Annotated in this window: 10 protein-coding genes; 2 read left to right on the top strand and 8 right to left on the bottom strand. The window is 58.3% G+C overall.

Annotated features, from left to right (window positions below; genetic code table 11):
* Window positions 1-82: 82 nt before the first annotated feature.
* From R3175_RS03335 to R3175_RS03315, 5 genes are all read right to left on the bottom strand, one after another.
* On the bottom strand, window positions 83-1,777 hold the full coding sequence (locus R3175_RS03335) for an EAL domain-containing protein (protein ID WP_318942429.1): 1,695 nt from the start codon (window positions 1,775-1,777) through the stop codon (window positions 83-85).
* A 13-nt stretch (window positions 1,778-1,790) separates the two neighbouring features.
* Window positions 1,791-2,222: a response regulator gene (locus R3175_RS03330; RefSeq protein ID WP_318942427.1), complete on the bottom strand. Its 432-nt coding sequence runs from the start codon at window positions 2,220-2,222 to the stop codon at window positions 1,791-1,793.
* A gap of 155 nt (window positions 2,223-2,377) precedes the next feature.
* Window positions 2,378-3,838, bottom strand: coding sequence for an ATP-binding protein (locus R3175_RS03325; protein ID WP_318942425.1), 1,461 nt, complete (start codon window positions 3,836-3,838; stop codon window positions 2,378-2,380).
* Complete coding sequence (locus R3175_RS03320; protein WP_318942424.1) at window positions 3,835-4,335, bottom strand: YfiR family protein; 501 nt, start codon at window positions 4,333-4,335, stop codon at window positions 3,835-3,837. Before R3175_RS03320 ends, R3175_RS03325 begins: the two co-directional genes overlap by 4 nt.
* A 236-nt stretch (window positions 4,336-4,571) precedes the next feature.
* Entirely contained in the window at window positions 4,572-5,726 is a 1,155-nt protein-coding gene (locus R3175_RS03315; RefSeq protein WP_318942421.1) for a CapA family protein, read from the bottom strand.
* A gap of 153 nt (window positions 5,727-5,879) precedes the next feature.
* Here R3175_RS03315 and R3175_RS03310 point away from each other — a divergent pair, with 153 nt between their 5' ends.
* Both R3175_RS03310 and R3175_RS03305 read left to right on the top strand, forming a co-directional pair.
* Window positions 5,880-6,704 (top strand): DUF2914 domain-containing protein, encoded by an 825-nt coding sequence (locus R3175_RS03310; protein WP_318942420.1) that lies wholly within the window; start codon window positions 5,880-5,882, stop codon window positions 6,702-6,704.
* A 163-nt stretch (window positions 6,705-6,867) separates the two neighbouring features.
* Window positions 6,868-8,610: a diguanylate cyclase gene (locus R3175_RS03305; protein WP_318942418.1), complete on the top strand. Its 1,743-nt coding sequence runs from the start codon at window positions 6,868-6,870 to the stop codon at window positions 8,608-8,610.
* A 55-nt stretch (window positions 8,611-8,665) separates the two neighbouring features.
* Here the strand turns inward: R3175_RS03305 and R3175_RS03300 are convergent, their stop codons facing one another.
* From R3175_RS03300 to R3175_RS03290, 3 genes are all read right to left on the bottom strand, one after another.
* Window positions 8,666-11,815, bottom strand: a complete 3,150-nt coding sequence (locus R3175_RS03300) for an efflux RND transporter permease subunit (protein ID WP_318942417.1) — start codon at window positions 11,813-11,815, stop codon at window positions 8,666-8,668.
* A gap of 13 nt (window positions 11,816-11,828) precedes the next feature.
* Window positions 11,829-12,815: an efflux RND transporter periplasmic adaptor subunit gene (locus R3175_RS03295; RefSeq protein ID WP_318942415.1), complete on the bottom strand. Its 987-nt coding sequence runs from the start codon at window positions 12,813-12,815 to the stop codon at window positions 11,829-11,831.
* A 453-nt stretch (window positions 12,816-13,268) separates the two neighbouring features.
* Window positions 13,269-13,841, bottom strand: coding sequence for an ACP phosphodiesterase (locus R3175_RS03290; protein WP_318942413.1), 573 nt, complete (start codon window positions 13,839-13,841; stop codon window positions 13,269-13,271).
* Between the last annotated feature and the right edge of the window lie 159 nt (window positions 13,842-14,000).

The following is a 14,000-nucleotide window of genomic DNA, read 5'->3' as shown; positions in this document are numbered from 1 at the left end:
CTGGGACACTGCACAACTGCGGTAAATTGGCCGTCCTCCCTCTGAGCCTGTTGGTGCGAATGCATGATCGCCGGATTAACGTTTATCCATTCAGCGGTTCCGGTCTGGCAATGCCAAAGCCCTGAGCATAATCGATCCCGAGATCGGCCAGCTTCCTTTTGACCTCTTCCGTCTCGACGAACTCTGCAATGGTCTTGAGTCCGGCGGCATGACCGACGCGATTGCAGGCATCCACAATTCCCTGGTCAATGGGGTCGTTCATCAGATTTCGGACAAAGCCGCCGTCAACTTTCAAATAATCAACCGGGAGTGTCTTGAGGTACGAAAACGAACTCATGCCTGAGCCGAAATCGTCGAGCGCAAACTGGAAACCTTCTTCCCGGGACTGCTGAATGAACCCCAGTGTCAGGTTCAAATGGGCAATGGCCGCGGTTTCGGTGATCTCAAAGCAGATGCGTTCGGGCCGGATGCGGTAGCGATCCACCATCCTGCGGATATAGGTGAATAATTCGCCATCGCTCAGCGAGCTGCCAGACAAGTTGATGAAGAAAGTACCCGCGGATTCACGACCGAGCCCGGTGCGGTCGAGATAGCTGAACGCCAGCTCGATGATGTGGCGGTCGATCTTGGGCATCAGGCCAAACCGTTCTGCGGCGGGAATGAAAGCCCCTGGCGGCACAATGTCCGGCCCCTGCTTCAGGCGCACCAGGAATTCAGTGCGGAAACCGTCCTGACCGCCGCGCTGTAAGGCGATCATCTCCTGATGGCACAGATAGAAGCTGCCGCTTTGCAAGGCTTGTTGAAGGCGGCTGGTCCACTGCATATCCGTATGCCGTTGCTGCATGTCCTTGTCATTTGTGGTGTAGACCTGAACGTTGTTGCGGCCCCGGTCCTTGGCGGCGTAGCAGGCCAGATCGGCGTGGCTCAAGAGCTCGGAGGTCGAATTGTATTCGCTGGAGATGACCACCATGCCTACACTGAGGGACACCGAAAATGGCTTGTTCTGCCAGATAAATCGGTACTCACGGACCTCCTCACACAGTGATTCCGCAACACGGCTGGCATGGAGCGCATCACAGCCTCTGAGCAGCACGCCGAATTCGTCGCCGCCGAGACGGGCAAGGGTGTCGTCCGAGCGGATGTGGTTCTTCAGTAACGCGGAAATCTGCTTGAGGAGCTCGTCGCCGGCAATGTGACCACAGGTATCGTTGATGATCTTGAACTGGTCCAGGTCCAGGTACAGCAACACATGGCTTCGACCGGTCTCCCGGGCGTCCTGTAACGCCTGCGCCAAGCGTCGCTCAAACTCACGGCGGTTGGCCAGGTCTGTCAGGCTGTCGTGGAACGCCATGTGTTCAAGGGTGGATTCCGCCTGCCGCTTGGCTTTGCGCACGGAACTTTCACGGACCTCGCGATCGATAGCCGGGAGCAACCGGGACAGGTTGTCTTTCATGATGTAATCCTGCGCACCGGCTCTCATGGCGCTGACGGCGACGCCCTCGCCTATGGTGCCCGATACGATGATCACCGGCAGGTCCGCCGAGAAGCGCTTGGTGAGCTCCAGCGCCTGAAACGAAGAGAATCCCGGCATATTATGGTCGGTAATCACAATATCCCAGTCCTCACTCCGTAATGCGTCGGCCATGGTGTCTTCAGTGTCGACCAGCTTGTAAACCGGGTCTACGCCGCCTTTCTTGAGCTCGCGTACGAGCAGAAAGGCATCGTCCTCCGAGTCATCTACCAGCAAAATTTTCAAGCGGGTCTGAGTTTCAATCACACATGGCACCTATTTAAAGCGTTCGGACCGAGCTGGCTCGGGGCACTTTGTTAACCTGCAACCAATACCGGGCCAGCAGGTTCATGTGGTCCGTGAATTCGCGAAGATTGATGGGCTTGTTGATGTAACTATTGGCGCCGAGGCGGTAAGCCTCTACAAGCTCTCCGGGCTCGTCCGACGAAGTCACCATGACAACCGGCAGCCAGTTGGTTTGGGTCGAGGAACGGATCTTTCTGAGCACCTCCAGCCCGCTGACCCTGGGAAGCTTGACGTCGAGCAGTACGACACCGAGGGCATCCAGTGCGTTTGTAGTCTTTCCAGCGGTGTTGCCGAACAGGTATTCAATGGCTTCCTGGCCGTCTTCCAGAACGACAATATCGCTGTTTGGGCTGGCGTTCTTTAGGGCCCTGACAGTAAGTACCTGATCGTCGGGGTTATCTTCCACTAGCAGGATTGAGCATCCATCCATGTCAATTCGGTTCCCAATTCGAGTGTAGCCGCAAAATTGGCAGCGCGAATCATGAACCGATCATGAGGATACGGGCTGCCTTGCCAATCAAGCGCTCCTTGATGCTTCTGTTTGAAAAGCTAACTTTCAGTCTAGCCCTGTTCAATTGAATTCGGCAACTTAACATGGAAGGTTGCGCCCTCGCCCACTGTCGACTCTGCCCAAACATCACCGTGATGCCGGCGAATGACCCGATATACGGTGGCCAGACCGATACCTGTGCCTCCGAATTCTGACGGAGTGTGTAGCCGGTTGAAGGCGACAAACAGCTTCTCGACGTACTGCATGTCGAATCCGGCGCCATTATCCCGAATCGTGACCACGGTATTGTCGGATTCCTGGCGGGCACCGATCTCTATCCGGCGCCGGTCCTTTTTGGAGCTGTATTTCCAGGCGTTCTCCAACAGGTTCTGAAACGCAACCCTTAGCATCCGGCTGTCGCCGATCACTGACATGTCAGGTTGAATAATGACTTCCGTGGGCAGGGAGTCGCCAATCGCTGCCAGTTCGTCATTGATCTCCCGCAACATCGCGGTCAGGTCCACCCGCTCGGCCTCGACCGGCTGGCGGCTGACCCGGGACAACACCAGCAAGCCATCGATGAGATTCCCCATCCGGACACTGGCCGCCCTCACCCGTCGGAGGTAGTCCTTGCCCAGATCGTTCAGTTGATCTTCGCAGTCTTCCTCCAGCGCCTGACTAAACCCCTCAATGGCCCGGAGCGGCTGGCGCAGATCGTGGGAAACCGAGTAACTGAACGCTTCCAGTTCGCGGTTTGCCAGACTCAACTGGGCAGTACGATCCTGCACTTTCTTCTCCAGCGAATCCCGGCTTTCCAGAATTCGCTGGTTCTGGAGCTGGATCGTACTGATCATGTCGTTAAAGGTCGCACTCAGCCGCCCGAGTTCGTCGTGGCTGGAGACAGGCGCACGGATACTGTAATCGTGCTTCTGGGCAATTCTTTCCGCTGTATTGGACAACGCAATAATCGGTTTTGAAACAATGCGTTGCAGCTTATAGGCAACAATGGCCAGAAGCAACTGTATAACCAGGCCAATGCCGACGGCGGCCAGTACAAAGTTGCGGATATGCTCCTTCAGCACCTGCAGGTGGGAGCAGATATAGACGTACCCCAGCAGTTCGTCGTCGAGCGTCACGGGGACGATCAGTTTATAGGCGTTCTTTTCGAACCCCATGGACGGCGATGTGCTCAGATCCGGGCACGGATCGGTATCGGGAGGGGTGAGGGACGTCAGTAACGTGCCCGCGGCGTCATAGACACAGGCTTGGGTGATGTTGTCGATCTGGTGGAGGCTGGAGCTGATACTGCGGAGCTGATCCCGGTCTTCGAACAGTAACGCTGCGGCAGACTGCTCGGCCAGTATCGACGCGACAACATGCAGTTCTGATTCCATCTGGTCTCGGTAGTTTTGGTTCTCCAGTATGATCAGACTGCCACAGACCAGGGCAATACCCAGGGTGCTGATCAGCAATGTCAGGACCAGAAGCTTGATCCGGAGCGGCCAGTGCCGCCAGCGCCATTGATCGTTCATCGGATCACCTTGGCTGCCAGTTCCAGCAGTCGGGAGTTGATGTTCAGTCCAGCGGCATTGGCCGCCAGGAGATTGATCTCGAATCGGATGACGTTGCCCTGTTTGACGTAGCCAACAATGCCGCCGCGTTGGGCGAAACCCGGAATGTCGCTGATGGTCAGCATGCCCTGACGGGTCGCCTCGTCCAGGATTGCGGGTAAATACGAACTCTCGGATTGACTGATATACAGGACGTGGCAGCCGTCTATGTCAGAACGGCTGTTGGGGGCGCGAAGTTGCAAGAAGCGACCGTGAGCCCTGCGGCCCACCAGGGGCTCCAGCAGGTCCTCGAACGGGTCGTTTCCGAGCACACAGACCGTCAGGGGAACATCTTCTGAGGGCGGCTCGTTCCAGTTGATAAAGCGAGTGAAGTTATAGAGAAACGCCGCCTTGACTTCGTATTCGGAACGCACGGAGGCCTGCGCCTGGAGCAGTCCGCCACAAAGCAGAACGACCAAAAGGCATTTCCATAGTAGCAAGCGGCAACTCCTGGCGTAACTTCTCATTGACCCCCTGTCCTTAGAGTTGCCCGCAACGGGTGTGCAGTGGGAAGCAGCCCTGGAGTTTCGAATGATCCTTCACAAGTAATGTCCGACGAGAGATTTTCCTTGAGGCTCAAGTACCTAAACAGATTACAGTACGGAAGGTTAGCAGGGGAAATTGGTACGTCAACCGCTTTTGTTGCCAAGGGCTGTCAGTGCTGGGTCTCCAGGTGAAGGCTGCCGTCAGGAGCCACGGTAAGGCTGGGGGCGTTCGAGCGGTCACCCTGGCAGAGTATGTTCCGCACCCAGGCCGAATCCTTCATCGTCGCCTTGGCCAGGCTCAGGCGACGGATAAGAAACGGCTTCAATTCCAGGGCTTCCAGTTCGCCGGTTTGCAGAGCCAGCGTCGGCAAGTACATCAGCGCCAGGTCCGGCCGAAATCCTTCAAGTTCACCGATGCCTTCGTAGTCATTCAGAAAATCACCGCAACCATAGAGAATCAGTTTATTGCGATAGATTTCCAGTGGCTTGATGTGGTGGGACGAATGCCCGTGAACCAGATCTGCCGCACCGGAGTCGATCAAACGATGGGCAAAGTCCCGTGCAGCCGGGTCAATATCGAACCCCCAGTTCGGCCCCCAGTGCACGGAGACAATAACCAGGTCGCCCGGGACACGGAATTGCGCCATTGCGTCGTAGACTCGCCGAAACCCGGCGTCGTCCAGGCTGGCGAGGAAATTCACACCAGGACGGTCTTCGCCAGCGGCCCAGGCATGCCCCACGCCGCTTGAAGGCATACCGAAGCCAAACAGCAACAGGCGCTGATCCCCTCCGGCCAGGTCAATCACGGCGGGCCGACCCGCTTCCGTACCGTTCTTACCCGCGCCGGTATGGGCAATTCTGGCTGAATCCAGGGTCTCCAGGGTTTGCAGCAATCCTTGCTCTCCCCAGTCGAGCACATGATTGTTCGCGAGATTGCACGCGGTGATGCTGGCGACTTTCAGGCTGTCGATATTGGCTGGGTTCATGCGATAGTTCACCGCTTTGCCAGGCCAGGGGGAATCTGAGTGGGTAATCGCGGTTTCGAGGTTGATGAGTCGTAGGTGAACGACTGAGGCGTCCAGGGCCGGCAGGGCCTCCCCCCAGATATACGCCCAATCCACAGGGCGCGAAATGGGGCCAGACGCAGATTCGGCCAAATGCACGTACCCCAACGCCGACTTCATGTAGGATTCAAACAGCTCCGGTGACGACGGATGAGGCAGAATCTGGTCGATGCCACGGCCGGTCATTACGTCGCCGCAAAGAAATAGCCGTACGGATCCCCTACTTTGATGGGTATTACGGTCAATATCCTTGCCAATCATGGCATAACCCCGTCTTTGCTTTTTGGTTGGAGGTCGATCCCAAAGGGAAGTTCCGTGCGCCAGCGGGGCACGGCCTTTTTGTGTCTGTCATTTCGCGGCAATACTGTGTAAATTGATTCGCCACTGAAAATCGCCCTTGATCACGACAGGCCAATGAACGCACCGAAGAACGCCCTATCCATCCAGATCAGTCGTCGTACGGCAAACCAACCGTCACCCCAGGCCCAGGAGTACGTGGTTATTCACTGGAAGCGGATTTTTTGTGCCCTGGTTCTGTGCTGTGCGGTTCTGGCGCTCCTGGGCTGGGTGGTTTGGGGCTGGTACGCCGGTACGCAAGAGAGCCGGGGAACGGTGGCGTCCGCAGGGATCTCAGCCGATGACTCAGTGCCCCCGGTTGCGCCGTCCCCGGGGCCAGTGATGGAACCGGCGTCACCGTCCACCGCGGAGGTCCAACCCGCTGGGCTTCTGGCCGGCGGCGAGACGCAACCTGTGCCTTTGGACTCAGTGCCACCGTCTCCGGACGAGCCGGTAAGCGCCGCCCCGGACATCCCTGCCGAAGCTTCACCGCCGCAGGAGCAAGCACCGGAGCCCCGAAAAGCAGCTTTAGCTGAGGCCAGAATACTTTCCCCTCACCTTTCAAGGGTTCAGCTAACCAGTGCACTGGAAGAGAAAGAACCGGTGGATCAGCTGCCCGCCAGGGTTGAGATGAATGGTAACGGTTTGTTGCGGGTGTACCTGTTCACCGAAACCCGCGATCTCCAAGGTCAGGTTGTCTATCACGACTGGCACCGGGAAGGCCGTCGGGTGGCCCGCATTGCCATACGCCCTTATTCCGACCACATGCGCGCCTCTTCGAGCAAGTATATTGACCGCCACATGCTGGGACATTGGCGGGTGGAGGTTGTTAGCGTCGAGGGCGCGCAGCTGGCCTGGGGCGACTTTGATGTTGTCCAGGCCCAAAGCCAGGTAATGGAATAAGATTGATCGACCTCGCCCGGCATTCGGGTAGGCTATGCCCGACACCCTCAGGCAGCTCATAACGCGACGAAAAAAAATAATGGATCCAAGACCCCTCTTCCCCATTCCGACAAACCCTGTGACCCGGTGGGCGCCACACTTCATTCTGTTGCTGGTTCTCCTGTTGACCTGGAACCCGGCAAACCCGGCGCCACAGACTGTGGAGAATGGCTCGCAACGTGAGAACAAGGTCGATGTCGCCAGTCACGCCTACCTTGAGCTGTCTCCCTACCTCCAGTTACTGGAAGACCCGGACCTCGAATACCGCTTCAGCGATATCCTCAGGGCAAATATCCAGGGCCGGTTCAAGACAGTTGGAACGGAATCCCCGAATTTCGGATTTACCACGTCTGCCTGGTGGGTCAAGTTCACCCTGGTGAATTCCAGTGACAAACCGGTATCCCGCTTCATTCGGCAGGACTATCCACTGATCGACTACCTGGATTTCTGGTCGCCATTGCCGGATGGAACCTGGCAGCATCTGAAAGCCGGGGATATGGTTCCCTTTCATCAACGCCCAGTGGATCATCGCCTGTTCCTGTTTCCCGTGCAGGTTCCGGCGCAGTCGGAAACGACGTTCTATATGCGTTTTGAAACCCAGGGCGCCATGAACATTGGGCTGTTCAGCCACAGCCCGCTTGACCTCACCAACATGATCAGCAAGGAGTACCTCGCCCTGGGTGTGTATTACGGCGGTTTCATCGTGCTGCTGTTCTACAACCTGTTCATGTTCCTGACCGTTCGCGAACGCACCTTCGCCTACTACCTGATCTATCTGGCCAGCTACGGCCTCTATATGTCGCTGCATAATGGCCTGAGTTTCCAGATCCTGGTGCCGGACTATCCGCTGCTCGCCAACAAGGCCTTGCTGGTGCTGCTGTCAATCTCGCTCTTCGGGGGCACCCTGTTTACCCGCGCTATCCTCAACACCAAGGTCATCGCGCCCCTGGCGGATCGAATCGCGTATCTGCTGCAACTGGCTTCATTGGCAACCATGCTGATTTCGCCGTTCGTTGCCTACCATTCCATGATTGTGCCCCTGGCCACCCTAACGGTTTTCCTGTGCGGGCATATGGTGGTACTCGGTCTGCTGGCACTGTCCCGGGGAACCGGCACGGCGCGCTATTACATGATTGCGTTCACGGCGTTGCTGATGGGGGTGCTTGTCTACATGGCGAAGACTTTCGGGTTGCTGCCCCATAACTTTTTCACCCAGAACGCTTTCCAGATCGGCTCCTTGCTGGAAATGGTCTTGCTGAGTTTGGCGGTTGCCAGCCGGCTCAATGAACTCAAGCACGAGTCGTCCACCGATGCCCTGACCCAGCTCTATAACCGCCGCTATTTCAATGACCAGATGCGGATTGAATTCGGGCGGGCCCAGCAGCAGGGGCAGTCGTTAGCCCTTGCGGTTCTGGATATCGACCACTTCAAGCGCTTCAATGACCGTTATGGTCATTCCCGGGGGGATGCTGCCCTGAAAGCCGTGGCCGGTACCCTGAAAGCAACGGTGCGCAAGCCGTTTACGGTGTGCCGCTACGGTGGCGAGGAGTTCGTGCTGATACTGCCCAACGCCACAGATTCCGATGTGGCGGTCTTGGCAGAGAGAGTCCGGCGAAACATAGAAAGAGACACCTCAGGCACGTACGACCTGACGGTAAGCATTGGTTTTGCCAGCATGGACTCGGCAAATTTTGCATGCCCTGAAGACCTGTTTATCGCAGCGGATTACGCGTTGTATACCGCAAAGGAAGCCGGGCGTAACTGTGTCGTGGATTACCGCACCTGCAAAGCCAGGCGCCAGGCGGACTGCAGCCACGACGCGAGCAGCGGCCCCCTAGAGGGTATGCGGCGTCAGGGCATTAACTAGCCCATTCCACCATCACGGCGCCCCTGATGGGGCGCTCGAGTTATCGGGATGGCGACTATCCGGGCGAGGTTCCCTCGACCACCTGACCGGTCACGTCCGGAATTGCCGAGTCCTCCTTGCGGTGTTGACGGGCGATGAGCATGTACAGAGACGGCACCACAAATAATGTAAAGATGGTGCCGATAGCCATTCCACCGACCAAAACCAACCCAATGGAGTTCCTTGCCTCTGCCCCTGGCCCGGCCACCAGCGTAAGGGGGAAGTGACCGGCGACGGTGGCCATCGACGTCATCAACACCGGGCGCAGACGGGTCATGGCCGCCTCCCGTATGGCTGACAACTTCTCCCTGCCCTGTTCCTGCAACTTGTTGGCGAACTCCACGATCAGGATCCCATTCTTCGCGATAAGCCCAACCAGCGTTACCAACCCGACCTGGGCGTAAATGTTCATGGTGGTGGTCCAGCCATCGGTCCAGTACGGCAGGTCCGGATTGGGCATCTTCAACACGGTGAAGATGAGCGCGCCGAACATGGCCAGAGGCACTGACCCGAGCAAGATGACAAAGGGATCCCGGAACGAATTGAACTGTACCGCGAGCACCAGGAAAATCATCAGAATTGCCAGGCCCAGGGCCGGCAGGAACTTGCCCCCCTCAGTCCGAAGCTGTCGCGATTCGCCAGTGTAATTGATCGCATAGCCCGGTGGCAGTATCTCCTGTGCCGCCTCCTCCAGCACTTGCAGGCCGGCATCCACCTGAGCCGTCATGCCTGACAGCTTGATGGCGTTGAGCTGCTGGAACCGGTTCAGGGTGCGAGGCACGGTGGTGTCCCGGATGGAGGCGATGGCACTGAGGGGCATCAACTGGTTGTTGGGCCCGGAAATGTAAATCTCCTTGAGCTGGTCGGGGGTCAGGCGTTCCCCTCGCGCCACCTGGGAAATCACCTTGTAAGCCCTGCCATCAATGTTGAACCGGTTGATGTAATTGCCGCCCAGGGCGGCCCCCAGGTCTGCCCCCACCTGGGCATTGGTCAGTCCCATGGCGGCCACCTTGTCATGGTCGATGACAATTTCCGACTGGGGCTGGTCGTACTTGAGGTCGATCTCCGGCGGAAAGTAGAAAAGACCACTTTCCATCGCCTTCATTTGCAGCTGTTCCGCGAAGGCCAGCATTTCCTCCGGCTCGGCAGTAGAGGCGATGACGAATTCCACAGGAAAGTTGCTGCCTCCAGGCAAAGCCGGCGGTTGGGCAGCGAAGATCTGGAGCCCGGGAATTTGGGACAGTTGCGCCTGCATCTCCGGGACAATCTCACGGATGGAGCGGTCCCGTTCATCCCAGGGCTTGACCACCATGCCGCTGAAGCCTCCCACCCCCATTGCGGCGGCGAAGGGATCGGAGGGGGACATAAGAATCTGGAACGTCAGCTCCCGCTCTGGCGCATTGAGGAACACCTGCTCCGCGGCGCGCCCAAAGTGGCTCTTCTGGTCGGCGGAAGCGTTGGCGGCATTGTTGATGATGCCGAACATGAAGCCCTGGTCCTCCAGCGGCGCCAACTCTTTGGGGGAGAACAGGTACATGGGGACGACCAGCAGGCTCAGCAACGCCCACACCGCATAGACCGCTGGACGCGCCTGTAGGGTCCGGTCCAGAGCCCGGCCATAGGTGTCGCGTAATCGGTCGAACCGGTGGTTGATCCACCCAGTCAAGCCCCTCTCTTCCTGCTCTGCACTTCGCAGCAGCTTGGCGCTCATCATCGGCGACAGTGTCAGCGCCACGATGCCGGAGATCGTCACGGCACCGGCCAGTGTCAGGGCAAACTCCCGGAACAGCGCCCCAGTAAGGCCGCCCTGCAACCCTATGGGTGTGTAGACGGCAGCCAGGGTCATGGTCATGGCAATCACCGGCCCCACCAGTTCCCGGGCACCGATCACCGCCGCCGCACCGGGCGTCCGCCCTTCCCTCAGATGCCGCTCAACGTTCTCGACCACCACGATCGCATCGTCCACCACCAGTCCGACGGACAGCACGATTGCCAGCAACGTGAGCAGGTTCAGGGTAAAGCCAAAGACCTGCATCAGGAAAATGGCTCCAATCAGCGACACCGGGATGGCCACCACAGGCACCAGTACGGAGCGCACGGAGCCCAGAAACAGGAAGATCACGATGACGACAATCAGCAAGGTGTCGGTCAGGGTGCCGACCACTTCGCGGATGGCGCTGCTGATGTACTCTGAGGCGTCGTAGCCCACATTGGCTGACAGGCCCGCCGGGAGGTCTTCCTGGATCGCCTCCAGGTCTTCGATAACCCGCTGCACCACATCGATGGTATTGGCACTGGGCAACGGAAAGATGCCCATGAACACCGCGGTCTGCCCGTTGAACCGGACCTCGGTGTCGTAATCCTCGGCGCCGAGATCTACCTGGGCAATGTCGCGCAAACGCACGATGGTGTCGTTATGCTGACGGATGACCAGGTTGCGGAACTGTTCCGTCGTGTGCAGGTCGGTGTTGGTGGTGAGGTAGACCTGTTCATAGGCCCCCTTGGTGCTGCCTACCGCCGCCAGGTAATTGTTGGCCGCCATGGCGGAACGGACCTGGACGGGGCTGATGCCCAACGCGGCCATCTTGTCCGGGTCCAGCCAGACCCGCATGGCGAAGGTTCGCGCGCCAAAGATATCCGCACGCTGGACCCCGGGTAACGCAGAAAGCCGGGGCTGGACCATGCGAACCAGGTAGTCGGTGATCTCACTCTGGGACATGTCCTCCGATGAAAAGCTTAGATAGGCGGCGGCAAATTCCGAGTCGGCCGACTGCACGGTTATCGACGGCGTTTGGGCCTGGGCCGGAAGCTCGTTGCGCACCTCATTGACCTTGGCGGTAATGTCGGCCAGCGCCTTGGTGGGGTCATAGTTGAGCTTCAGGCGTGCGGTCACCAGGGAAAGCCCCAGTAGGCTCTTGGACTCGATGTAATCCACGCCATCGGCGGAGGCGATGGCGCGTTCGATGGCCGTGGTCACAAATCCCCTGACGACGTCGGCGCTGGCACCTATATATTGGGTCGCCACCACGATCGAGGCGTTTTCACTCTGGGGGTACTGTCGGACACTCAGGCTGTTCCAGGCCTGGATTCCAGCAATGACGATGACGATGTTAACCACCAGCGCCAATACCGGACGACGGACGAAGATGTCGGTAATTGCTTTCATGACGATGGCGAGCTCACGTGTTGTCGGGGTTGGGTGCCAGGCTGAATTCCGGGGCCAGGCGGTTGTCGATGACCACACTCATGCCGGACCGGAGCTTGAACACGCCAGTCGTGACGACCTGCTCCCCTTCTGCAACCCCATCGGTCACGATGATGAAGTCCCCCATCCGGTCGCCCAGCTCCACTGCCTGCTGCCTTACGAACCTGTCGCCGGATGACTCGTTGGGATTTTCTTCGACAATGAAAATCGTGTTGCCCCGTGGCCCGTACTGAACGGCGGTGGCGGGTATCATCAAGGCTCTCTCGGATTGGGCCAGTTTGAGGTCCAATGACACGAACATTCCCGGCCGCAAGAGCCTGGCCGGATTGCGGAGCGTGGCCTGCAGGCGGACATTGCGGGTGGCCGAATCAACCACAGGGTTGATTGCAGTAACCTTCCCTTCGAATACATGCCCCGGGTAAGAATCGGTGGTCACCAGCACATCCAGCCCCTCCCGCACCACCCCGATGTGGCGCTGCGGCAGCGAAAACTCGACGAATATCGGGTCGAGCGCCTGCAGCAATACCACAGGGCTGCCTTTACTCAGGTAGCTGCCCTCACTGATTTGGAGAATCCCAACCTTGCCCGCGAATGGCGCTTTGATGGTCTTGCGCTCCATCAGGGCTTTCAAGTAGCGGATTTCGGCCTCCGTCTGCTGCAACTCATTGGTCGCGGCATCCAGTTCTGCCTGGGAAATGTTGCGGGTCTTGCTCAGTTCCAGGGCACGGTGGTACCGAATCCGGGCCCATTCGGCAGCAATGTTGGCCGAATGCAGTTGTGCTTGCTCGACACGGGTGTCGAGCTGGACGAGGATGTCGCCCGGCTGCACCTGTGAACCAGGCTGGAAATTGATGCGACTCACCACACCTTCGGCTTCTGTACTGACGGTCGTCCCCCTGACTGGCGTCACCGACCCTACCGATGACAGCCTCGGATACCACTCGATCTCGCGGGCAGCCATGACATTAACCGGCTCCGGTGGCATGACGAACTTCGCACCCGCCTCCGCCATGGCCTGAAACTGGAAGAACTTGGTCCCTACGATGACTGCCCCAATCGGTATTGCGATGGCAATACCAACCAGAACCCAGAGGAATTTCCTTTGCATTGTTACATCCCCGTACCTGCAATGTGTGCTTGAGGCGAAGGCCCTACAGCTACGGATAGTCGAATAGCCGCTCAGGCATTCGACATCCTGGACGCATACGGCATAACGGCAGACAGTCAGACCGGCTCATCCATGTGCCCTCGAGTCTAGAAACGAAGTGGAATGACCTTCGCGCGACGGGACTGGCCAATGCGAATGGCTCATTCAGGTTGGATACTGCGCCTTTTTGCGGATGCTGACAAGCGCCACCGGTGCGTGCGTTGATGGGGTCGTCAATACGGTCACATGAGGGTGTGGCTGAGTCGGTCAGGAAACGTTGTAATGTCGTGTGAGATCGTCGAAAAAGTGCAGGAAATGCTGCTCCAGCTCCTGATCGTTAGACCGAATTTCGTCGATGATGCCCGCGAACTGGTTGGGGCGGCGGAGGCGCTGGGCAATCCGGTCAAGGGCCATGCCGATGTTGTCCAGGTCCCGGTAGGCGTTGAACCAGTCATGGTCGATCATCCGCCGGGTGGTCCGGGCCATGGCCTCAGGCATCAGGCTGCGGCCTTTTTCCAGATCCCGGTAGGCCTGCTGTATGAAGTCGTGGCTGTCCTGATCCGAAAAGCGGGCCCAGTGCCGTAACAGATAATGATCAAACAGGACGTCCAGGGCGACACCGGCAAATCGCCGGCGCTGGCTGGAGAACAGCGGCTTGCAGGCAATGATCTCCGGGTGGCGGTCGGTGAAGGCGTCCACAGCCCGATGGTGTTCCAGTCCCTCGCGTACCGCTGGAGGGAGCTCCGTGATAACGATGCCCTTTGCGAAATCCCCCATCAACGCGCCAACACGCGCCGGTATCGAGGGGGGCGCCAGAAACAGGTGCGTAAGATGATTCAATCCCAAGTGCCCTGGTTAGCCTTGACTCCTCTACTGTGCGCCAGGATGCCCGGCGGATCAATCCGGCCAGGCAGTTCCATGATTGCAGAAGGTTAGCGCCACAGGTATTCTGGCGCACGTCTCTGTGGTTAGCCGATTAGAGCGCGTCCCTTGAAAAAC

Source organism: Marinobacter sp. (assembly GCF_033722735.1).
Lineage (GTDB): Bacteria > Pseudomonadota > Gammaproteobacteria > Pseudomonadales > Oleiphilaceae > Marinobacter.
The sequence above is the reverse complement of the archived record's forward strand: the minus strand, read 5'-3'. Positions and strand labels throughout refer to the sequence as shown.

Bases quoted from the DNA above. Each gene is read 5' to 3' on its own strand.
- R3175_RS03295 (WP_318942415.1), bottom strand. From the start codon at position 12,815: ATGGCTGCCCGCGAGATCGAGTGGTATCCGAGGCTGTCATCGGTAGGG.
- R3175_RS03300 (WP_318942417.1), bottom strand. From the start codon at position 11,815: ATGAAAGCAATTACCGACATCTTCGTCCGTCGTCCGGTATTGGCGCTG.
- R3175_RS03315 (WP_318942421.1), bottom strand. From the start codon at position 5,726: ATGATTGGCAAGGATATTGACCGTAATACCCATCAAAGTAGGGGATCC.
- R3175_RS03325 (WP_318942425.1), bottom strand. From the start codon at position 3,838: ATGAACGATCAATGGCGCTGGCGGCACTGGCCGCTCCGGATCAAGCTT.
- R3175_RS03310 (WP_318942420.1), top strand. From the start codon at position 5,880: ATGAACGCACCGAAGAACGCCCTATCCATCCAGATCAGTCGTCGTACG.